A 21,520-nucleotide genomic window follows, 5' to 3' on the forward strand; every position below is an offset into this window, starting at 1 on the left:
GGAAATTGTGCATCAACCAGATCAGTCGACCGACCGGCGCCGCGAGGGCTTCAGCGCCCCGCCAGCACGTCGCGCGCGGCCTCGGCGAGCTGCTGCACCGAAAAGGGTTTGGGCAGGAACGCGACATTGTCGAGATCGATCGACTTGCGGAGCTGTTCCTCGGCATAGCCCGACATGAACAGGATCGGCAGATCGGGATAGCGCGTGCGCACCTCGCGCACCATCGTCGGCCCGTCCATCAGCGGCATCACCACGTCGCTGATGAGCAGATCGGGCCGACCGCTCGTCTCGAGCAGCGCCAGCGCCGCCTCGCCATTGGCGGCGGTCAGCACGCTATAGCCCTGCCGGGTCAGCGCGCGCTCGGCCACCGCGCGGACCATGTCCTCGTCCTCAACCAGCAGGATCGTGCCCGTGCCCCAAAGCTCGGCGGGCTTGGCGGTGCCGCGCACCGGCGCCGACCGCGCCGCCGCGACGGGCGCGGCATGGACGGGCAGGTACATCGTGAACACCGCCCCTTGCCCCGGCGGCGACTCGGCGAAGATATAGCCGCCCGACTGTTTGACGATGCCATAAACGGTGGAGAGCCCGAGCCCGGTGCCCTTGCCCACCTCCTTGGTGGTGAAGAACGGCTCGAATATCTTGGGCAGGATCTCGGGCGCGATCCCGGTGCCGCTGTCGGCCACGACGAGCGCGGTATAGTCCGCCACCGGCATGATGTCCGACGCCATCTGCCGCACCTCGGCGGACGACACCGTGCGGGTGGTGATCGACAGCGTGCCGCCGCCCCGGGCGGTCGCCACCATCGCGTCGCGCGCGTTCACCGCCAGGTTCACCACCACCTGTTCGAGCTGCCCCGGATCGGCGCGCACCGGCCCCAGGCTGCGGCCGTGGCTGACGTCCAGCCGCACCGTCTCGCCCATCAGGCGCTTCAGCAGGTTCGACACCTCCGACACCACGTCGGGCAGTTGCAGCACCTGCGGACGCAGCGTCTGCTGCCGGCTGAACGCGAGCAACTGGCGCGTGAGGCTGGCCGCGCGGTTGGAATTGGTGCGGATCTGCTGGATGTCGTCATAATCGCTGTCGCCGGGCGAATGGCGCATCATCATCAGGTCGCAGTGCCCGATGATGGCGGTGAGGATATTGTTGAAATCATGCGCGACGCCGCCCGCGAGCTGGCCGACCGCCTGCATCTTGGTCGCCTGCGCCACTTCGCGCTTCAGCCGCGATTCCTCGCTATTGTCCTTCAGCGACAGCAGCACCGCGGCATCGCCCAGCCCGCGCGCGCCCGCGATCGTCAACGCCACCGGCTCGTCGGGATGGCCTTTCAGGCGAATCGCCATATCGGTGGTGTGGGCAGCACCACTCGCGAAGCGGCGGATCGCATCGGCCACCGCGGCCTTGTCCTCGCGCACCACCAGATCGCCGGGATAGAGCGGCGGCTGCTGCGAATCGACGCCGGCGGCGCGCTGGAACGAATCGTTCATCTGGAGGAAGCGCCCGTCGCGATCGACCAGCGCCATGCCGAACGGCATCAGGCTGACGAGGCTTCGGACATGCGCCGCCGCGCTGGTGCCGATCGCGGGGGTGCCCTCGGCATCGTCGAGCAGCGCGACCAGCATCGGCGCGTCGACTGCGTCGCTGCCGCTCGGCACCTGGAGCACGCGCAGCGGCGTGCCGTCCAGCCCCTCGCGCTCGAAGCGGATCAGCCCGCGGCTGTCGGTGACGAGCAGATGCGCGAAGTCGCGTCCCTCGATCCGCCCCCCTTCGCCCACGGCGCGCACGCCCAGCACGCGGTTCGCGGCCTGGACGCTGCCGTCGGGCGCGATCAGCGCGGCCATGATCCCCGCCGCGCCCAGCCGGTCGCCCGTACCCTCGCCGAGCAGGGTGGCGAGCGTCTCGACGCCGTCGAACCGCCGTGCGACCGCGAAGCGCCACACCAGCAGATCGGCCTCCTCGCCCGCACGCACCACCGTGAGCGAGAGCGGCGTGCCGCCCGTCACCAGCCCATCGGCCGCCGCCTCGCCGTCGCGCCACGCCGCGCGGCCGACCTGGCCGAGCACCGCCACGCCCGCCTCGCCGAGCGGCAGGCCGGGCGGCGTGGGATAGCCGTCGAACAGCGCGGCATAGCGGTCGTTCGCACACACCAGCCGGCCGGCGCGATCCGTCACCGCGACCGCATCGGCGCTGGCCCCGGCGAGCGCGTGCGCGAAGCTCCAGTCGATCGTTCCGCGCTCGGGCCGGGCGGCGGGCGCCACGCGCGTCCAGGCGATCGCCACTGCCCCCGCGACGATGCCGGCGGCGAGGAAACACGCCGCGAACGCCACGCTGCCGACCGCCCACAGCACCAGCAGCGCGGCGGCGAGGCCGCCGCCGACGGCCACCAGCGCCGCCGAGCGGACCGGCGTCAGGGCGGTGGTGGTGGGAAGCGATGCCATCGCCCCCGGTCTTCCGCGCTCGCGATCAACCGGTCAAGCGGCCTACCAGATCCGCACGCGCTGTTCGGGCGTGAGATACATCGCCTGGCCGGGCTTCGCGCCGAATGCCGCATACCAGGGATCGAGGTTGCGCACCGTCAGCGTGCGGTCATGCCCCGGCGCGTGGGGATCGGACAGCAGCGCCTGGCGGAGCGCCGGCTCGCGCCACTTCACCCGCCACACCTGCGCCCAGCCATAATAGAAACGCTGGTCGCCCGTCGTACCGTCGATGATCGGCGCGGGCTTGCCGCCGAGCGACTTGTGATAGGCGTCGAGCGCCACCGTCAGGCCGGCCAGATCGGCGATGTTCTCGCCAAGCGTCAGGCCACCCTGGATATGCTGGCCCGGCAGCGGCTCATAGGCGTCATATTGCGCGACGAGCTTGTCGGTGAAGGTCTTGAAGCGCGCGACGTCCTGCGGCGTCCACCAGTCGGTCAGCTTGCCGGTGGCATCGTATTTGCGGCCCTGATCGTCGAAATGGTGGCTGATCTCATGGCCGATCACCGCGCCGATCCCGCCATAGTTCACCGCGGGGTCGGCCTTGGGATCGAAGAAGGGCGGCTGCAGGATCGCGGCCGGGAACACCACTTCGTTCATCGGCGGGTTGGCATAGGCGTTGATCGTCATCGGCGTCATGAACCATTCGCCGCGATCAAGCGGGCTCCCGAGCTTCTTCAGGTCGCGATCATAGTCAAAGGCATTGGCACGCGCGACGTTGCCGACCAGATCGCCGCGCTGGATGGTCAGCGCCGAATAGTCGCGCCACGTGTCGGGATAGCCGATCTTGGGGCGGAAGGCGGCGAGCTTCTGCAACGCCTTGGTCTTGGTCTCGGGCGCCATCCATTCCAGGTTGCGCAGCCGCTCGCCCATCGCGGCGATCACGTTCTTGACCAGATCGTCGGCCGCCGCCTTTGCCTCGGGCGGAAAATATTTCGCGACATATTGCTGGCCGATCGCCTCGCCCATGCCGCCGCTGACCGTCGACACCGCGCGCTTCCAGCGCACCTGCTGCTCGGGCGTGCCCGACAGCGTGGTGCCGTAGAAGGCGAAATTGGTCTTGTCGAAATCGCTCGACAGATACGGCGCATAGCCGCGCAGCACCTTGAGCATCGCCCAGTCCTTCAGCACCGGCAGCGGCGTGGCGGCATAGACCTGCGCCTCGCCGGTGATCGCGCTCGGCTGCGCGACGAGATAGAAGGGCCGGCCGCTCACCCCCATGGCGCTCATATAGCGCGCCCAAGGAAAGCCCGGCGCCTTGGCGGCGAAATCGGCGGCGGTCCACTGGTTGTAGGTCTTGTCGGCGTCGCGGCTCTCGATCCGCGTCCAGTGCGCGGCGGCGATCGCCTTCTCCATCCCGAACACCGCCGCGGCGCGCGTCTCGGCATTGGGCTCGCCCGCCAGCGTCAGCATGCGCGCGAGATATGCCTGATAGGCGGTCCGCACCGCGGCGAGCTTGGCATCGTCCTTCAGGTAATAATCGCGGTCGGGCAGGCCGAGCCCCGCCTGCTGCGTGGCGACGACATAGGTCTCGGGCGCCTTGTCGTCCTGGCCCACGCCCATGCCGACGAGTCCGCCGACGCCCATCCGCTGGAGCTTTGCGATCTCCACCGCCAGCGCCTGTTTGTCGGGTGCGGCGGCGATCGCGGCGAGCCACGGCTTCACCGGCGCCACGCCCTTGGCGTCGGCAGCCGCCTGGTCCATAAAGCTGGTGTAGAAATCGCCGACCTTGTCGCCCGGCTGCTTCGCCGCCGTCTCCAGGATGCCGCGGGTGCGCTCGAGCGACAGGTCCTGCAGGACGTGGAACATGCCGTAGGACGAGCGGTCCGCGGGGATCGTGGTGTTCTTGTACCAGGTGCCGTCGGCATAATCGAAGAAGTCGTTGCCCGGCAGCACGCTCGTATCGCGCCCGGCCATGTCATAGCCGAATGCGCCGATCTGCGGCCGGTCGGCGGCCTTGGGCGCGACCGGGCCCACCGCCTCGGTCTTGAGCGTGCGGGCCTGCTGGGCGCCGGTCTGAGCGCCGGTCTGGGCGATGGCGGGAATGGCGGTGGCGGAGGCGAGCAGGCAGGCGACGAAAACCGGGCGCATCAACGATCCTTTGTGACGAAATATGTCACGGGTGTGTCATGACGCGACCGCCATCGTCAATGCCGATCGACGCAGCCCCGATCAGCCGCGATCGCGCATGATCCGGCCCTGTTCGCGCTTCCAGTCGCGCTCGCGGATGGTGTCGCGCTTGTCATGGTCCTTCTTGCCCTTGGCGAGCGCGAGCTCGACCTTGGCGCGGCCCTTGGAGTTGAAATACACCATCAGCGGCACGAGCGTCATGCCCTCGCGCGCCACCGCGCCGTGCATCTTGTTGATCTCGCGCTCGTGCAACAGCAGCTTGCGCGGCCGCTTGGGCTCGTGGTTGAAGCGGTTGCCGTGGCTGAATTCGGGCACGTTCGAGTTGACGAGCCACACCTGCCCCTCGCGCACCTCGGCATAGCTTTCCGCGATCGAGCCGGTGCCGCTGCGCAGCGACTTCACCTCGGTGCCGGTGAGCGCGATGCCCGCCTCGTACACATGCTCGATATAATAATCGAAGCGCGCGCGGCGGTTCTCCGCGACGATCTTGGTCTTCTCGAACAGGGGGGGCTTGGGACGCGACATGCGCGCGACATAGGGACGCGGGGGATCGAGGGGAAGCGCCCAATCCGCCCGCGTGGGCCGGGGCTTAGACGAGCCCCGCCGTTTCGAGCCCGGCGTCCACCAGCGCCCGCGCGGCCTCGCCCGGCCACGTCATCGGCAGGCGGATGCCCGCCGGGAAGCCGGGACGCACGCGCGTCATCGCGTATTTCACCGGGCCCGGCGACGCATCGGCGAACATCGCGTCGTGCAGCGGATAGAGCCGGTCGTGCAGCGCCAGCGCCCCGGCGCCATCCCCACGCGCGCACGCGGCCTGGAACGCGGCGCAGAGCGCCGGTGCGACATTGGCGGTGACCGAGATACAGCCGCCGCCGCCCATCGCGTTGAACGCCAGCGCCAGATCGTCGTTGCCTGAGAGCTGGACGAAACTCGGCGGGCAGGCGGCGCGGTGCTGGCTCACACGCGCGAGCACGCCGCTCGCGTCCTTTACGGCCACGAACACGGCGGGATGCGCGTTGACGATCCGCGCCAGCGTCTCGGGCAGGATGTCGGTCACCGTGCGACCGGGCACGTTGTAGAGGATGATCGGCAGTTGCGCGTGGGTCGCCAGCGCGTCGAAGTGGCGGAAGATCCCCTCCTGCCCCGGCCGGTTGTAATAAGGCGGCACCATCAGCGCGGCGTCCGCGCCCGCATCCTTCGCACGGCCCAAATTCGCGGCGGCGACGCGGGTGTCGTTCGATCCCGCGCCCGCGATCACCGGGACGCGCCCGCGCGCCTGATCGACGCAGACGCGCACGATGTGGAAATGCTCCTCGGCGGTCAGCGTCGCCGCCTCGCCGGTGGTGCCGCAGGGCACCAGCGCCGCCGACCCTTCCGCGATCTGCCACTCGATCAGGTCGCGATAGGCGGTCTCGGCGAAATCGCCGGCGTCGTCGAACGGCGTGACCAGCGCTGGGATGGACCCGGAAAACATGAAACGTGGCTCCTGCGCGCCCAATCGCGCGATTTTGTTCAGGACAGATACGGGTGGCGGCCCTATCCTGTCCACATGGTAGCATTGGCGGCGAAGACGGGCTTGATGATGGCGGCGCTGGCGGGCGTGACGATGCCTTCCGGCGGGGGGCAGGACGCGCTCGACCGCTATCGCACGCAGATGGCGAACATGGGGCCGCAGGCGCCGATGCCCGCCACGCCGGCGGACGGCGCGATCGTCGCCGCCATCGCCCAGTGGCGCGCGGTGCAGCAGACCGACGCGCTGCCGTTCGACAGCTATGCCGGCTTCCTGATGGCGCATCCCGGCTGGCCGGGCGAGGCCGCCAACCGGCGCGCCGCCGAACGCCAGGCGGCGAACGGCGCGCCGGGCAGCGTCATCGCCTATTTCCGGCGCTTCCCGCCGCAATCGGCCGCCGGCGGCGTGGCCTTCGCGCGCGCGCTGCAGGCGAGCGGCATGGCCGCCGACGCCGCGGTGGCGGCGCGGAATGCCTGGCGCAAGGGCGTGCTCGCCCCGCAGGACGAGAGCTATGTGCAGACCGCGTTCGCCACCGTGCTGACGCCTGTTGACCAGGACGCGCGGATGGATGCGCTGCTCTGGGCCGGCGCGATCCCCGCCGCGCAGCGCCAGTTGGCGTGGACCTCGCCGGCGCGGCGCGCGGTGTTCACCGCCCGGTTGTCGCTGCGCAGCAACGCGCCCGACGCCAGCGGCTATGCGACCGGCGGCACCAGCGGCTTCGCGAGCGATCCCGGCTATGTCGCGGACCGGGCGATCTGGCTGCGCGGCGCGAACGACGCGCCCGGTGCACGCGCCTGGCTGGCGCAGCCGCGCGCGCTGACGGCAGCGCCCGCCAATCCGCAGAACTGGTACGACGTGCTGCTGACGAACGCGCGCGCGGCGAGCACCGACGGCCAGTATCAGCTCGCCTACGACATCGCGCGGCAGCTCGACGACGGCTATCCGCAAGGCACCGACATCGCGACCAAGCCGTTCGGCGAGCGCGACAATTACACCAGTCTCGCCTGGCTGGGCGGGCAGACCGCGCTGAAACGGCTGGGCCGCCCCGCCGACGCCGCGACCCTCTTCGACCGCTATGCGCGCGCCAGCCAGGCGCCGCAGACGCGCGCGCGCGGCTTCTACTGGGCGGGCCGCGCCGCCGAGGCCGCGGGGCGCAGCGCCGAGGCGGCGAGTTATTATGCGCACGCTGCGGGCTATCGCGACGTCTTCTACGGCCAGCTCGCGCTCGAACATACGGGGCATGCGCTGGTGGCGCCGGTGGCGGCCACGGGCCTGATCGTCGACCCGACCGCGCGCGCCGCCTTCGCGCAGCGCGAGACGGTGCGCGCCGCGCGCTTTCTCGGCCAGATCGGCGACTGGCAGGACCAGACCGCCTTCATCCGCCAGATCGCGGCGGATGCGCATAGCGACACCGATCACCTGCTCGCCACGGACTTCTCGCGCGAGATCAACCGGCCCGATCTCGCCGTGCTGGTGGGCCGCAGCGCGATGCAGAGCGGGCTGACCGATTATGCCGCGTCGGGCTTCCCCACGGTGCCGGTGCCCGCGGGCTACGAGGACAATTGGACGATCATCCACGCCATCTCGCGCCAGGAAAGCCAGTTCGACCGCGCCGCCGTCAGCCATGCCGGCGCGCGCGGGCTGATGCAGCTGATGCCGGGCACCGCGCGCGAGCAATCAGGCAAGATCGGCCTCGCCTATTCGCCCGACATGCTGACGCGCGATTCCAACATCTCGATCATGCTCGGCTCCAGCTATTTCCAGCGCGTGTTCGCCAATTACGGCAGCTATCCGCTCGCCATCGCCGCCTATAACGCGGGCGGCGGCAACGTGAACAAATGGCTGGCGGCGAACGGCGATCCGCGCACGGGCGCGATCGACATGGTCGACTGGATCGAGGCGATCCCCTTCACCGAGACGCGCAACTATGTGCAGCGCGTGCTGGAGAATGCGGTGGTGTACGACCTCATGAACCCGCAGCGTTCCAAGAGCACGGGCACCGCGCGGCTGAGCTGGTATCTGGGCCGCGCGCGCGCCGGCTGACCATGACCGACCGGCCGAACTATATCAGCCCGGCAGGCTATGCCGCCTTGCGCGCCGAATATGATCTGCTCTTCGGCACGGAGCGCCCCGCGCTGGTCGAGACGATCGCCTGGGCGGCGGGCAATGGCGACCGGTCCGAGAACGGCGATTATATCTATGGCCGCAAGCGGCTGCGCGAGATCGACCGGCGGCTCGGCTGGCTGTCCAGGCGGATGAAGGCGGCGAAGGTGGTCGATCCCGCGGCACAGGCCGACCGGACGCGGATCTGGTTCGGGGCCACGGTGACCGTGGCGGACGAGGACGATGCGGAGCGGGTGCTGACCCTGGTCGGCGACGACGAGACCGATGCAAGCGCCGGGCGGATCGGCTGGAACTCGCCCTTCGCCCGCGCGCTGCGCGGCGCCGGCATTGCCGATCTGCGCCGCGTCGCCTTGCCCATGGGCGAACGTGAATATGAAGTGATTTCCATCCGTTACCCGGATGCGTGAGGGAACGCGGCGCAGCCTGACCGGTTCTCCTTGTCCAAGAGGAGAGCATCCATGGAAAATCCCCGCACCACCGCCGCCCGCGACCATGACGATCACGCGCTGATCGACGCCGCCGTCGCCGATGCAGAGCCGGGCGCGATTGCCGAAAGCGCCGGCGGCGATCTGCAGACCGACATCGGCTCCGCCGCCGACCTGAAGCGCGCGGTCGCCGATCCCGACGGCATGACGCGCCCCGAAAAGCAGGACGATATCGCGCATGGCGACGCCTATGAGCGCGATCGTCGCGGCGACGCCTGATGCCGCGAAGCCCGACGGCTATGGGCGATTGACGCGGCCATCGCCGCGGGTGAGGGTGGCGGCATGACCGACACCACCACCCGCAACGTCGCCCTGTTGATCGACGCCGACAATGCCTCCGCCGCCACGCTCGATCCGGTGCTCACGGTGCTGGCCGAACTCGGCACCGTCAACGTCCGGCGCGTCTATGGCAATTGGTCCAAGCCCGCGCTGAAGGCATGGCGCGACATGTCGATCCGCCACGGAATCGAGCCGCAGCAGCAGTTCGACCTGACCAAGGGCAAGAACGCGACCGACATGAAGATGACGATCGACGCGATGGACCTGCTGTTCCGCGGGCGGATCGACGGCTTCGGCATCATGTCGTCGGACAGCGATTTCATGCCGCTAGCCACCCGGATCCGCCAGGACGGCGTGCCCGTCTATGGCTTCGGCACGAGCCGCACGCCCGAGGGCTTCCGCCAAGCCTGCACGCGCTTCATCGACGTGGGCGCGCTGGACGAGACGCCTGCCGCGATGCCGCTGCCCCCGGCGATCGGCGGCGACCGACCGGCCCCTGCCCCGGCACGCGCGCGCGGCGGCAAGGAGATCGGGCCCGAACTGCTGAAACTGCTGATCGACGCGTACAACGCGGTGAAGCGCGACGAGCGCGGCTATGTCAGCCTGACCGAGATGGGCCAGCTCGCGGGCAACCGCTCGAGCTTCGACGCGCGCAACTACGGGTTCAACCGCCTCAGCGACCTGATCGAGACCGTTCCCAATTTCCAGACCGAACGCCGCGAGGGCGGCCGCGTGTTCGTGAAGCGGCTGCGGTGATGTTGGTCGGCGCAGGTGAGGATGCTATCGTAGCGCGATGAACGTTCATGTGCCCTTCGATCATCGTGAGCCGCTTCGTTTGCGGGCCGATGCATTCTGGGCGCTGAAACAGGCAGGCGCATTTGCGGGCTTTTCGAAATGCGAGTTGCTCGACGGCGAGATATCCGGCGTGCCGATGCAGGACGAGAACGAGCCGGAGTCCGATGCCTCGGTTCCTATCAAGTTGCGTCGTCAGGACTATGCGTTTCTCGACCGGCTCGGCATGCTTGATGGACACGGAAAGACGGAGCTTATCGATGGTCTGGTCTATCCGATGAGCCCGCAATATCGCCGGCACGGTTATATCAAGGACGAACTTGCCTACCGGTTGCGGCGCGCTCTCGAAAATGGAGGCACGTCGTTACGCGTCGCCACCGAACAATCGGTCGCGATCGACACGGTCAGCGAGCCTCAGCCGGACATCATCGTCACGCGAGAGCCAAGAGGCGATGGACCGATCCCGGCGGATTCGGTGGCGTTGCTGGTCGAGGTGTCGGTCCATACCGCGCGGTTCGATCTCGACGAAAAGGTCCGCCTCTATTCTGGCGGTGGCATCCCGGAATATTGGGTCGCCGACGTGAATGCGCGGATCATTCACCAGATGTGGATGCCGCAGGGCTCGGCATTTGACGAACGGCGCCAAATTGCTTTCGGCGATCGGATCGACCTCGCCACGATTGGGGCGATCACGATCGATACTGCGGACCTTTGATCGTCTAGGCGCCGGTTCGAGCCGCCCAATAATCGAACGCCGCCCCCTGAACCCGATCGACATAGGCCCGCGCGTCCGCGTTGTCGCTCGTCGGCCCGTCGCGCCCGATCCACCAGCCCTGCCCCGGCAGCCCGTCGCCCTCGCGCACCACCAGCACCGCGAGTTCCGGTTCACCCGCGGCGCGCCCCGCCTTGTCGATCGCGTCGAGCGTGCGGCACACCGCGCGCATCCGCGGGCGGGTGAAGCGGTGGCCGAGCAACCCCAGCAGTTCGGAATAGCTCAGCGCCCGCCGCTCGCGTGCGGCTTCGACGAGCAGCGCCTTCACCCGCACCACGTCGCCGAGATCCTGCACCTCGGTGGGTACGATCCCCGAATCCTCCAGCCATTGCGACAGCGTGCCGCCATGGCCGGAGGACGTGCGAGTCACCGGGTCAGCTTCTTGTACGCCAGCCGGGTCGGCCGGTCGGCCGCGTCGCCCATCCGGCGGCGCTTGTCTTCCTCATAGCTCTCGTAATTGCCCTCGAACCATTCGACATGGCTGTCGCCCTCGAAGGCGAGGATGTGCGTGGCGAGGCGATCGAGGAAGAAGCGATCGTGGCTGATGACCACCGCGCAGCCCGCGAACGTCTCCAGCGCCTCTTCGAGCGCGCGCAGCGTCTCGACGTCGAGATCGTTGGTCGGTTCGTCGAGCAGCAGGACGTTGCCGCCCTCCTTCAGCATCTTGGCCATATGGACGCGGTTGCGCTCGCCGCCCGAGAGCTGGCCGACCTTCTTCTGCTGGTCGGGCCCGCGGAAGTTGAACGCGCCGACATAGGCGCGCGTCCCCATCTCCTGCTTGCCGAAGCGGAAGACCTCCAGCTCGTCGGAAATTTCCTGCCAGACATTCTTGTTGGGATCGAGATCGTCGCGGCTCTGGTCGACATAGCCGAGCTTGACGGTCGATCCGACCTCGATCGTGCCCTCGTCGGGCTGTTCCTGCCCGGTGATGAGCTTGAACAGCGTCGACTTGCCCGCGCCGTTGGGCCCGATCACGCCGACGATGCCGCCCGGCGGCAGCGTGAAGTCGAGCCCGTCGAACAGCAATTTGTCGCCATAGCTCTTGGTCAGGCCCTTGGCCTCGATCACCTTGCCGCCCAGGCGCGCGGGCAGCTGGATCAGGATCGCGGCCTTGCCGGCGACGCGATTCTCCTGCTTCTCCATCAGCTCGTCGAACGCGCGGATGCGGGCCTTGCTCTTGGTCTGGCGGGCCTTGGGCGTCTGGCGCATCCAGGCCAGCTCGTCGGCGATCGCGCGCTGCTTGCCCTGCTCCTCGCGCTCCTCCTGCTCCAGCCGCTTGGCCTTCTTCTCGAGATAGCCCGAATAGTTGCTCTCATAGGTGTAATAACGGCCGCGATCGAGCTCGAGCACCCAGTTGACGACATTGTCGAGGAAGTAGCGATCGTGCGTCACCAGGATGACGTTGCCGGCATATTCCTTCAGGTAATTCTCGAGCCACGCGACGCTCTCGGCATCGAGATGGTTGGTCGGTTCGTCGAGCAGCAGGATATCGGGCTTTTCGAGCAGCAGCTTGCACAGCGCCACGCGGCGCTTCTCGCCGCCCGAGAGCGTCGTCACATCGGCATCGCCCGGCGGGCAGCGCAGCGCTTCCATCGCCTGTTCGAGCTGGCTGTCGAGCGCCCAGCCGTCGACCGCGTCGATCTTGGCCTGGAGATCGCCCATCTCCTCCATCAGCGCGTCGAAATCGGTGTCGTCCTGGGGATCGCCCATCTCCGCCGAGATCGCGTTGAACCGGTCGACCAGATCGGCGACGGGGCGCACGCCGTCCTTCACATTGCCCATCACGTCCTTGGTCGGATCGAGGACCGGCTCCTGCGCGAGATAGCCCACGCGAATGCCCTCGGCCGCCCAGGCCTCGCCGACGTAATCGGGATCCATCCCCGCCATGATCTTCATCAGCGTCGATTTGCCCGAGCCGTTGGGCCCGATGATCGCGATCTTGGCCGACGGAATGAACTGCAGGTGGATGTTGTTGAGGACGGGCTTGTTGGCGCCGGGGAAGGTCTTGGTCAGACCCTTCATGACGTAGGTATACTGGACGGCCATGACGGTCGCTGCGCTCCGCGTTGAAAGGGAAAGAATATGCGCGCCATGTAAGGGGCGCACGGGCGGTTGGCAAACCGCGCGCGATGGTGAACCATGGCTGCATCGCTTCCCTATCAAGGATCGCCCATGCGCCTCGCCTCCCTCCTGCTCGCCACGTCCCTGTTCGCGGCGCCCGCGCTCGCCCAGCGGACCGCTCCCGCCGCCACCCCCGTCGACGCGGGCGCGGCGGCGCTGCGCGACAAGGCGCTGGGCGACGACACCGCCTATGGCATCGTCGCGGGGATCACGACCGAGGTCGGCCCGCGGATGGACGGCACCGAAGCCGAGGGCCGCGCGCGCACCTGGGCGGTGGCCAGGCTGAAGGCGCTCGGCTTTCGCAACGTGCATGTCGAACCGTTCCAGTTGCCCGTCTGGATTCGCGGCACCGAGAGCGCATCGGTGGTCGCGCCCTATCCGCAGGCGCTGCGGCTCGTCGGCCTGGGCAATTCGGGCGCCACGCCGCCGGGCGGGATGACGCTGCCGATCGTCTATTTCGCCAGCTTCAACGATCTCCAGCTCGCGCCGGCGGGCAGCCTGGCCGGCAAGATCGCCTTCGTCTCGAACGCGATGCAGCCGACGCAGGACGGATCGAGCTATGGCAGCCAGGGCTCGGCGCGGTTCGTGGGGCCGAGCGTCGCGGCGACGAAGGGGGCGGCGGCGATCCTGATCCGCTCGATCGGCACCGATCACGGCCGCGGACCGCATGCCGGCGTCACCAACTTCGCCGCGGGCGTGGCGCCGATCCCCGCCGCGGCGCTGTCGGTGGCGGATGCGGAAAATCTCGAACGCATGGTGAAGCTGGGCAAACCCGTCATTGTCCACCTCGTGCTCGACGATCATCCGGTGGGCTCGCGCGAATCAGGCAACGTGATCGCCGAAGTGCCCGGCCGCGATCCCGCGGCGGGCGTGGTGCTGATCGGTGGCCATCTCGACAGCTGGGATCTCGGCACCGGCGCGATCGACGACGCGTCCGGCATCGCGATCACCGCCGCGGCGGCCCGGCTGGTGATGGAGGCCGGCCGCCCCCGCCGCACCATCCGCGTGGTGTGGTTCGGCGACGAGGAAACCGGCGGCTATGGCGGCCTCGCTTATGCCAAGGCGCATGCGGACGAGCGCCATGCACTGGCCGCCGAATCCGATTTCGGCGCGGACCGGGTGTGGCGCTTCAACACCAACCTGCCTGCCGGTGCCGGCGCGGTGGCCGACCGGCTCGCGGTGCTGCTCGCGCCGCTGGGCGTGGTGCGCGGCAGCGAGACGGCGGGCGACGGCACCGATGTGGAGCCGACGCTCGCCCGCGGCGTCCCCGCGATCGACCTCAACCAATCGGGCCTGCGCTATTTCGATTGGCACCACACGCCCGAAGACACGCTCGACCGCATCGACCCCGACCAAATCCGCCAGAATGTGGCGGCTTGGGCCACAATGCTGGCGGTCGTCGCCAATGCCCCCGAGGAACTGGGCACCGTCGTGCCTAAATCCGGACACTAACCTTTCCAGCAGATGAATTTCGGTTTGACGGGCGCGGAACTGCGGCTATGAAACGGGCTCGCGACGGCAATCGGGTCGGCCGCGATGATTTGCTATGCTTGGGAGCATCCGAATGAAGAAGATCGCCTTTGTTCTCGCTGCCGCCGGCCTGATGACCGTGGCTGCTTGCCACAAGTCGCCCGAGGCCGTCGCTGTCGAGAACAACGCCGACATGCTGGCGGACAACATGGAAATGCAGGCGGACAACATGGACGCCGTGGCCGGTAACACCGCCAACGCGACCACCGCTGCCGTGATGTCGAACGCTGCCGACAACATGAACGCCGCTGCCGACAACGTCCGCGACGAAGGCAAGGCCGAAGCCAAGAACATGAACTAATCGCTATCGGGTGTTCGCATCCGAAGCGTATGTTCTGCCGAAAGGGCGTCCCTGCGGGGGCGCCCTTTTTGCGTCGTCGGAGCGGCGCGGTGGCGTTGCTTGGCGAAACTTTGGCCACGTGGTTCGCGCACGGGCGTGAGCTGAACGAGAACGGGATGACGTTGGGTTACTCCAGCCTCTCCGTCCGTTCGTGCTGAGCTTGTCGAAGCACCTGCTCCGCCGTCGAGCATGGGCGTGTGGTACAGACCCTTCGACAAGCTCAGGGCTGACGGATCGATATATTGTCATCAAACTCCAGAACGAGATCACGCCCCAGTGCGGCCACAGCCATCGGGCGGCGGACTGATCGAACCGTCCGTTGACGCCCGACCAGATGGCCGGCACCATCACGACGTGGATGGCGTGAACGGCGGCCTCATCATGCGGGCGGTGAAGAGATGACCGATACGTCGGAACGGGTTCGGCAGACCTTGTTGACGTTCCCCGGGATAGTCGAGGGCACGGCGTATGGCAGCCCGATATTCAAGATCGGCAAGAGGATGATCGCCCGCTTTCGCGACGATGGCGTGATGGTGCTCAAAGTCGATGCGATGACGCGCGACGTTATGCTGGATACGGAACCAGCCGCCTATTTTCTCGAAGACCATTACCGGCCACACCCCCTCGTTCTCGTTCGCATTCTCCTGGCCGAACCGCACCGGCTGAACGCGCTGATCGAGCAATGCTGGAAGGAACTCGCCCCCAAAAGGCTGGTCGGTTCCCGGCTCGGCAAACCGCCCTGTTGACGTCAGACTCGGTAGCGTCGGCAATCCCCGCCCAGGCGCGCACCTCGGCGTCCGGCTCATTGCGCCATGCTGTCGGATAGCTGCCTGAGCGCGAGAGCGCCATTCGGCGACCAGCGGAGCCGAGGGCAACGGAACAGGGATGGCGGCGGCGACGTTCTCGCTGCGCAACCTCCCACCGGAGCCAATCCCCATGCCTTATGTGAAAACCCGCGACGGGACCGATCTCTACGTCAAGGATTGGGGAAGCGGCCGCCCCGTGATCCTGCTCCATGGCTGGCCGCTCAACGCCGATAGCTGGGATCCGCAGGCGATGGCGCTGGCGGATGCCGGGTTCCGCGCGATCGCCTATGATCGCCGCGGCTTCGGCCGTTCGGGCCAGCCCTGGAACGGCTATGATTACGACACGCTGTCGGACGATCTTGCCGACGTCATGGTGGCGACGGGCGCCGAGCAGGACGCGACGATCGTCGGCTTCTCGATGGGTGGCGGCGAAGTCGCGCGCTACATGAGCCGCCATGGCGGCAAGGGCGTGATCGCCGCCGCGCTGATCGCGTCGGTGGTGCCTTACATGCTCCAGACCGACGACAATCCGCACGGCACGCCGCAATCGACCTTCGATCAGATCTCCGACGGCATCCGTACGGACCGGGCGAAGTTCTTCCACGATACGTTCGTGCCGCAATTCTACGGCGTGGGCATGATCTCCAGCCCGGTCAGCCAGGAGCAGATCGATCATTCGACCGCGCTGGCGATGATGGCCGGCCTGAAGCCCACCCTCGCCTGTGCCGAGGCGTTCGGCCACACCGACTTCCGCCCGGATCTGGCGTCGTTCCGTGTGCCCACGCTGATCGTCCACGGCACGGGCGACAAGACGGTGCCGATCGACGCATCGGGCCGCGCCGCCGCCAAGGGCATCGCGGGCAGCCAGTTGGTGGAATATGAGGGCGCGCCGCATGGCCTGAACGTCACCGAGAGCGATCGCCTGACGCGCGATCTGCTGACGTTCCTCGGGCGATAGCGGGAAGACGCAAGCCCGATCCCTAAACCCGTTCGTGCTGAGCACGTCGAAGCACGCTTGCGATGGCAGCGCCGTCGTGTCCGATACAGGCGCTTCGACAAGCTCAGGGCGAACGGGGAATAGGTAAAGATCGTCGGGTCCGGCCCCCGCCGCCCCGCAGATGACAGACCGCTCGGGCCTATTTCAGTGGAACGATCACCTCGTCGGGGTGCGCGACGTTCAGTTCCTTGCGCACCATCTCGTCGACCATGTCCGGATTGGCGTGATCCGGATCGAGCAGCGCGACACGGTTCTTCAGAACCTCGCGCTGCTGGTCGAGTACCTGATAATCATGCTCGCGCCGCGCAAGCTGGCGCTTGTAGTCCCCATACGCGAGCGCCCCATTGGGCCCGAGCACCGCATAGGCGCCGAAGAACGCCATCAGCGTGAGCCCCATGGCGGGCAGGGCGGCGCGGCGCAGCGTGCGCTGGAGGGGCGTTGCGGTCTTCACCCCTCCATCATCATGCTTAATCTGCCGTCAATCAAGCGCCGATCAGCACGCTTCGTCCCGCATATCGGGCGGCATCGCCCAATTCTTCCTCGATGCGGATGAGCTGGTTGTATTTGGCGAGCCGGTCGGACCGCGCGAGGCTGCCCGTCTTGATCTGTCCGCAATTGGTCGCCACCGCCAGATCGGCGATCGTCGCGTCCTCGGTCTCACCCGAACGGTGCGACATCACCGCGGTATAGCCCGCGCGCTGCGCCATCGACACCGCCTCCAGCGTTTCGCTCAACGTACCGATCTGATTGACCTTCACCAGCAGCGAATTCGCGATGCCTTCGGTGATGCCGCGCTTCAGCCGCTTGGGATTGGTGACGAACAGATCGTCGCCGACGAGCTGGACGGTTTTGCCGACCAGATCGGTGAGCGCCTTCCAGCCCTCCCAATCGTCTTCCGCCATCCCGTCCTCGATGGAGAAGATCGGATAGCGGCGGGTCAGGTCGGCGAGATATTCGGCCATCGCGCCGCTTTCGAGGATCCGGCCCTCGCCCGAGATGTCGTAGCGGCCATCCTTGTAGAATTCGGTCGCCGCGCAATCGAGCGCAAGCATCACGTCGTCGCCGGGGGTGTAGCCGGCCTTCTCGATGCTGGCGGTGATGAAGTCGAGCGCCTCGGTGGTGCTGCCGATATTGGGGGCAAAGCCGCCCTCGTCGCCGACGCTGGTCGACAGGCCCTTGTCCGCCAGGCCTTTTTTCAGCGTGTGGAAGATCTCCGAGCCGCAGCGCACCGCCTCCAGGATCGACGATGCGCCGACGGGCACGATCATGAATTCCTGGAAGTCGATCGGGTTGTCGGCATGTTCGCCGCCATTGATGATGTTCATCATCGGCACCGGCAGCACATGCGCCGCCACGCCGCCGACATAGCGATAGAGCGGCAGCCCGCGCGCCTCGGCGCCGGCCTTCGCCGCGGCCAGGCTCACGCCCAGAATCGCGTTCGCGCCCAGCCGGCCCTTGTTCTCGGTGCCGTCCAGCTCGATCATCGCGGCGTCGAGATCGGCCTGGTCCTCGGCGTCGAGGCCCAGCACCGCCTCCGCGATCTCGCCATTCACCGCGGCGACCGCATCGTCCACGCCCTTGCCGCCCCAGCGGCTCTTGTCGCCATCGCGGCGCTCGACCGCCTCATGCGCGCCGGTCGAGGCGCCCGAGGGCACGGCGGCGCGGCCGAAGCTGCCATCGTCCAGCAGCACGTCCACCTCCACCGTGGGATTGCCGCGGCTGTCGAGGATCTGGCGCGCGTGGATGTCGATGATTGCGGTCACGAAACGATGCTCCTAGGCTGACGCGGGTCGCGTGGATCGCGGCCGGCTCTATCGCGCGGCCAAAGGCGAGGCAATGCGCCGGTCGTGGAACACCCATCGCGGATCGGGGTTGGAACGATCATAACTGGAAAAAGGGATTTCCCATGGCCGACGACTCGCTGAAGCCGATGCAGGATGGGGACGCCATCCCGCCGCCCGCGAACACCGATTTCGAGCCCGCCGCACCGCTGAAGGACGCGGGCGCTGCCTTTTCGGCCGAAGGCGGAACGCTGGGCGACAAGACGGCGGGCGCCCGGCAGACGCGGACCGATGGCGCGGGCAAGCTGCAGCAGCAGGCCTATGACAAGGTCCGCCTGTTCGCCGAGGACGGCAAGGGCAAGGTGAGCGGCGCGCTGGATCAGCTCGTACAGATGCTGACCGACGCGGCGACCACGGTCGACGAGAAGCTGGGCGAGCAATATGGCCAATATGCCCGCACCGCGGCCGAAACTGTGTCCGGCTATTCCGAGCAGGTGAAGGGCAAGGATGTGGACGCGCTGTTCGACGATGCCCGCGGCTATGTCCGCCAGAGCCCGGCGGTCGCGGTGGGCGTTGCTGCCGCGGTGGGTTTCGTCGCCGCCCGGCTGATCCAGTCGGGCATCGAAGCCGGTGCCGATGCCGCCAAGTCCTGATCGCATGACGTTCGCCGGTCACAAGGACAGCGTACCCGATCTGCTGTCGCGGCTGATCGAGGATGCGAAGGCCGCTGCCAGCGCGGAATTGAACCTGCGCAAGATCCGGCTGACCGATCGGATCGCCGCCTACAAGACGGCGATGATCTTCTTCGCGGTGGCGGGCGTGCTGGCGCTGGCGGCGCTGATCGCGCTGCTGGTCGGCGCGATCCTGTCGCTGGCGACGCTGATCGGGCCGGGCTTCGCGACCCTGGCCGTGGTGTTCGGCGTGCTGCTGATCGCCGGTGTGCTGGCGATGATCGGCAAGGCGCGGCTCGCGCCGCCGGCGCCGGTGGGAGACGCGGCATGACGCTCCCCTCCCCCCGCCTCATCGCGGCGGAAGCCGAGGCAGCCGCCACCCGGGCCAAGCTCAACGCCACGCTCGAAGCGGTTCAGGCGCGGCTCGAGCCCCGTCGCCTCGCGCGGGAAACGATGCGCGAAGTGGGCGATGCGGGCGGAGTCGCGGCCCAACGCGGGATCGAGGTCGCGCAGCGGAACCCGGGCGCGCTGGCCGGCGCGGTCGCGGTCGCCGGGCTGTTCCTCGGGCGCCACCGGATCGCCGGGCTGTTCCGGCGCAAAGCATGAAACCGCAGGCGCATCCTAGCGTTGCCTGCCCATACACCCCCGAATCGCCAAGGATGATCCCATGACCGACAAGCCGCATGACGACACCCAGAGCCGCCTTCGCGAAGGCTATAGCCAGGCCCGCGATGTAGCGACCGACGTGATCGACCGCGCCGGCGAGACCGCGCGGCGCACCGCCGCCGGGCTCGACGCCAATCCGATCGGCATCCTGGTCGGCGGGCTGGCGGTTGGCGTGCTCGCCGGCGCGCTGCTGCCGCGCTCGGACCGGGAGAAGGAACTGCTCGCACCGATGGGCGCGCGGATCGGCGCGACCGCCAAGGCCGCGGCGCAGGCCGCCCGCGAGGCCGGCCAGAACGAACTGGCCGAAGCGGGCATCAGCAAGGATGCGGCGCGCGATCAGGTGCGTGGGCTGTTCGACGGCGTGACCAAGGCGCTGTCGAGCGCCGGGGCCGCCGCGGTGAAGGCCGCGACGCAGAAGCCCGCCGCTTAAGGGGGGTTCAATCGCGCCGCGTCTCGCGCTACGCGATCCGGCGTCATCCGCGTCCGGGAACCCCGCATCATGAGCAAGCTCCACCTCGTCTTCGGCGGCCGCGTCAGCGATCCGCAGACGCTCGACTTCAACGATCTGAAGTCGATCGACGTGGTGGGGGTGTTCCCCGATTATGCTAGCGCCGAAAAGGCGTGGCGCGGTGCCGCACAGCGCACGGTGGACGATGCCGAGATGAAATATGTGCTCGTCCACCTGCACCGGCTACTCCAGCCCGACGTGCTCGACGGCGCGGCATAACCGCGCTTTGGACCGGCGGCCGTCCGCTTGATCGGATGACGAGGTCCGTTCGTGCTGAGCTTGGCGAAGCACGCTCTCCGCAGGCGTATCCTAGCATTCGGTCCAGGTCCTTCGACATGCTCGGGGCGAACGGAGCCGGAAAGCCATCCTAGTCTAGCCCGGCTCGCCCGCTCAGGCGTGCCGGTAGCGCCAGAGCAGCAGCGGCCGGGCCAGCGCCAGTCCGGCGACGAATCCGCCGATATGCGCGCCGATCGCGATCGGCCCGGTGCCGGTGCCGGCGCCTTCGCCGAAGCCTGCATAGCCGATGAGCAACTGAATTCCGATCCACGCCGCCGCAAGCCACGCGACATGAACCACGCCGCCCGGGATCGGCCCGATCGCCTGCGCGCGGCGCTCGCCGTACAGCAGCGCATAGGCTGCCACGACCGCCGAGATCGCCCCGCTCGCGCCGATCATCGGCGACAGCGACGACGGATCGAACGCATATTGCGCCGCGGCTGCCGCATAGGCGCCGACGACATAGAGGATCGCGAGCCCCGTGGCCCCCGTCGCGCGCTCGGCCTGCTGCCCGCAATAGACCAGCATCACGAGGTTGAAGCCGAGATGCGCGATGCCGCCATGCACGAGCGTGGCCGTCAGCGGCGTCAGCAGCAACGGCACGAGAAAGGCGTGCGCGACCATGCCCGACGCGCGCACGGGGATGAACCCGGCCTCGACCGCGGCATAAGGCAACCGCCCGGTTAGAAGGATCAGCGCCGAGACGATCGCCGTGCCGATCGCGATGATCGCCGTCGCGCGCGCGCCGGCCATCATGGTCAGATGAATTCGATCTTGGCGACCTGATAATAACGATCGCCCGACGGCACCGTCACCTCGACATCGTCGTCCACCCGGCGCCCGATCAGCGCGCGGCCGAGCGGCGAATTGTACGAGATGCGGCCCGTGCGCGCATCGGCCTCCGTCTGGCCGACGATCTGATAGCGAACCGGCTTGTCGTCGTCGTCGAGCAACGTGACCGTGGCGCCGAACACCACCTTGTCGCCCGACAGGTCGCGCGGATCGATGATCTGGGCGCGGCTCAGCTTGTCCTCGATGTCGGAGATCGATGCCTCGATCTGGCCCTGACGCTCCTTGGCGGCATGATATTCGGCGTTTTCCGACAGATCGCCATGCGCGCGCGCTTCCTCGATCGCGTCGACGATCGTCGGGCGTTCCGCCTTCAGCCGTTTCAGATCGGCATTCAGCTTCTCGTAGCCCTCCTGGAGCATCGGCATCTTTTCGACGGTCGCCATCGGTCGTCCCCATTCTTTCATCCCCG

Annotated in this window: 24 protein-coding genes; 14 read left to right on the top strand and 10 right to left on the bottom strand. The window is 68.0% G+C overall.

The annotated features are described in order from the left end of the window. Positions 1-50: 50 nt before the first annotated feature. The 4 genes from OXQ95_RS04935 to dapA all read right to left on the bottom strand — a co-directional run bounded on the left by OXQ95_RS04935 (position 51) and on the right by dapA (position 6,075). Positions 51-2,435 (bottom strand): response regulator, encoded by a 2,385-nt coding sequence (locus OXQ95_RS04935; RefSeq protein ID WP_267380289.1) that lies wholly within the window; start codon positions 2,433-2,435, stop codon positions 51-53. A gap of 42 nt (positions 2,436-2,477) precedes the next feature. Further along, positions 2,478-4,562, bottom strand: coding sequence for a M13 family metallopeptidase (locus OXQ95_RS04940; RefSeq protein WP_267380291.1), 2,085 nt, complete (start codon positions 4,560-4,562; stop codon positions 2,478-2,480). Between the two features lie 81 nt (positions 4,563-4,643). Further along, positions 4,644-5,126: an SsrA-binding protein SmpB gene (smpB, locus tag OXQ95_RS04945; protein ID WP_242095631.1), complete on the bottom strand. Its 483-nt coding sequence runs from the start codon at positions 5,124-5,126 to the stop codon at positions 4,644-4,646. A 64-nt stretch (positions 5,127-5,190) separates the two neighbouring features. Next, positions 5,191-6,075 carry a 4-hydroxy-tetrahydrodipicolinate synthase gene (gene dapA / locus OXQ95_RS04950; protein WP_267380294.1) on the bottom strand — a complete coding sequence of 295 codons (885 nt, stop codon included), beginning with the start codon at positions 6,073-6,075 and terminating at the stop codon, positions 5,191-5,193. A gap of 105 nt (positions 6,076-6,180) precedes the next feature. Here dapA and OXQ95_RS04955 point away from each other — a divergent pair, with 105 nt between their 5' ends. From OXQ95_RS04955 to OXQ95_RS04975, 5 genes are all read left to right on the top strand, one after another. Beyond that, on the top strand, positions 6,181-8,154 hold the full coding sequence (locus OXQ95_RS04955; protein ID WP_267380296.1) for a lytic transglycosylase domain-containing protein: 1,974 nt from the start codon (positions 6,181-6,183) through the stop codon (positions 8,152-8,154). A 2-nt stretch (positions 8,155-8,156) separates the two neighbouring features. Then, positions 8,157-8,642 carry a GreA/GreB family elongation factor gene (locus tag OXQ95_RS04960; RefSeq protein ID WP_267380298.1) on the top strand — a complete coding sequence of 162 codons (486 nt, stop codon included), beginning with the start codon at positions 8,157-8,159 and terminating at the stop codon, positions 8,640-8,642. A gap of 51 nt (positions 8,643-8,693) precedes the next feature. Further along, positions 8,694-8,939: a hypothetical protein gene (locus OXQ95_RS04965; protein WP_267380300.1), complete on the top strand. Its 246-nt coding sequence runs from the start codon at positions 8,694-8,696 to the stop codon at positions 8,937-8,939. Positions 8,940-9,002: 63 nt separating this feature from the next. Further along, complete coding sequence (locus OXQ95_RS04970) at positions 9,003-9,755, top strand: NYN domain-containing protein (protein WP_267380302.1); 753 nt, start codon at positions 9,003-9,005, stop codon at positions 9,753-9,755. 49 nt (positions 9,756-9,804) lie between these two features. After that, positions 9,805-10,506, top strand: coding sequence for a Uma2 family endonuclease (locus tag OXQ95_RS04975; protein ID WP_242095625.1), 702 nt, complete (start codon positions 9,805-9,807; stop codon positions 10,504-10,506). Positions 10,507-10,510: 4 nt separating this feature from the next. Here the strand turns inward: OXQ95_RS04975 and OXQ95_RS04980 are convergent, their stop codons facing one another. Both OXQ95_RS04980 and ettA read right to left on the bottom strand, forming a co-directional pair. Continuing rightward, positions 10,511-10,900 (bottom strand): ribose-phosphate pyrophosphokinase, encoded by a 390-nt coding sequence (locus tag OXQ95_RS04980; RefSeq protein ID WP_267380665.1) that lies wholly within the window; start codon positions 10,898-10,900, stop codon positions 10,511-10,513. 29 nt (positions 10,901-10,929) lie between these two features. Then, positions 10,930-12,609, bottom strand: coding sequence for an energy-dependent translational throttle protein EttA (ettA, locus tag OXQ95_RS04985; protein WP_267380304.1), 1,680 nt, complete (start codon positions 12,607-12,609; stop codon positions 10,930-10,932). A gap of 126 nt (positions 12,610-12,735) precedes the next feature. Between ettA and OXQ95_RS04990 the strand changes: the two genes are divergently transcribed. From OXQ95_RS04990 to OXQ95_RS05005, 4 genes are all read left to right on the top strand, one after another. After that, positions 12,736-14,136, top strand: coding sequence for a M20/M25/M40 family metallo-hydrolase (locus OXQ95_RS04990; protein WP_267380306.1), 1,401 nt, complete (start codon positions 12,736-12,738; stop codon positions 14,134-14,136). 112 nt (positions 14,137-14,248) lie between these two features. Continuing rightward, positions 14,249-14,515: a hypothetical protein gene (locus OXQ95_RS04995; RefSeq protein WP_242095622.1), complete on the top strand. Its 267-nt coding sequence runs from the start codon at positions 14,249-14,251 to the stop codon at positions 14,513-14,515. A gap of 437 nt (positions 14,516-14,952) precedes the next feature. After that, a complete protein-coding gene (locus tag OXQ95_RS05000) occupies positions 14,953-15,300 on the top strand; it encodes a hypothetical protein (RefSeq protein ID WP_267380310.1) in 348 nt (115 codons plus the stop codon). A 190-nt stretch (positions 15,301-15,490) separates the two neighbouring features. Then, positions 15,491-16,318, top strand: coding sequence for an alpha/beta hydrolase (locus OXQ95_RS05005; protein ID WP_267380311.1), 828 nt, complete (start codon positions 15,491-15,493; stop codon positions 16,316-16,318). Positions 16,319-16,496: 178 nt separating this feature from the next. On the opposite strand, the gene OXQ95_RS05010 is transcribed toward OXQ95_RS05005, so the two are convergent. Beyond that, entirely contained in the window at positions 16,497-16,754 is a 258-nt protein-coding gene (locus tag OXQ95_RS05010; protein WP_267380667.1) for a septum formation initiator family protein, read from the bottom strand. An 85-nt stretch (positions 16,755-16,839) separates the two neighbouring features. Further along, positions 16,840-18,120: a phosphopyruvate hydratase gene (gene eno / locus OXQ95_RS05015; protein ID WP_242095619.1), complete on the bottom strand. Its 1,281-nt coding sequence runs from the start codon at positions 18,118-18,120 to the stop codon at positions 16,840-16,842. A gap of 143 nt (positions 18,121-18,263) precedes the next feature. Here eno and OXQ95_RS05020 point away from each other — a divergent pair, with 143 nt between their 5' ends. From OXQ95_RS05020 to OXQ95_RS05040, 5 genes are all read left to right on the top strand, one after another. After that, positions 18,264-18,791 carry a hypothetical protein gene (locus OXQ95_RS05020; RefSeq protein ID WP_267380313.1) on the top strand — a complete coding sequence of 176 codons (528 nt, stop codon included), beginning with the start codon at positions 18,264-18,266 and terminating at the stop codon, positions 18,789-18,791. Positions 18,792-18,795: 4 nt separating this feature from the next. Further along, complete coding sequence (locus OXQ95_RS05025) at positions 18,796-19,140, top strand: phage holin family protein (RefSeq protein WP_242095617.1); 345 nt, start codon at positions 18,796-18,798, stop codon at positions 19,138-19,140. Next, entirely contained in the window at positions 19,137-19,415 is a 279-nt protein-coding gene (locus tag OXQ95_RS05030; protein ID WP_267380316.1) for a DUF3618 domain-containing protein, read from the top strand. Before OXQ95_RS05025 ends, OXQ95_RS05030 begins: the two co-directional genes overlap by 4 nt. A gap of 61 nt (positions 19,416-19,476) precedes the next feature. Further along, entirely contained in the window at positions 19,477-19,905 is a 429-nt protein-coding gene (locus tag OXQ95_RS05035) for a hypothetical protein (RefSeq protein WP_242095615.1), read from the top strand. Positions 19,906-19,974: 69 nt separating this feature from the next. After that, positions 19,975-20,202: a DUF4170 domain-containing protein gene (locus tag OXQ95_RS05040; RefSeq protein ID WP_242095614.1), complete on the top strand. Its 228-nt coding sequence runs from the start codon at positions 19,975-19,977 to the stop codon at positions 20,200-20,202. A gap of 171 nt (positions 20,203-20,373) precedes the next feature. Here the strand turns inward: OXQ95_RS05040 and OXQ95_RS05045 are convergent, their stop codons facing one another. Both OXQ95_RS05045 and greA read right to left on the bottom strand, forming a co-directional pair. Then, complete coding sequence (locus OXQ95_RS05045; RefSeq protein WP_267380320.1) at positions 20,374-21,015, bottom strand: rhomboid family intramembrane serine protease; 642 nt, start codon at positions 21,013-21,015, stop codon at positions 20,374-20,376. A gap of 2 nt (positions 21,016-21,017) precedes the next feature. Then, positions 21,018-21,494, bottom strand: a complete 477-nt coding sequence (gene greA / locus OXQ95_RS05050; protein WP_242095612.1) for a transcription elongation factor GreA — start codon at positions 21,492-21,494, stop codon at positions 21,018-21,020. Positions 21,495-21,520 lie beyond the last annotated feature (26 nt).

Origin of the sequence: Sphingomonas sp. GC_Shp_6, from assembly GCF_026540835.1 — a bacterium.
In the GTDB taxonomy this organism is placed as follows: domain Bacteria; phylum Pseudomonadota; class Alphaproteobacteria; order Sphingomonadales; family Sphingomonadaceae; genus Sphingomonas.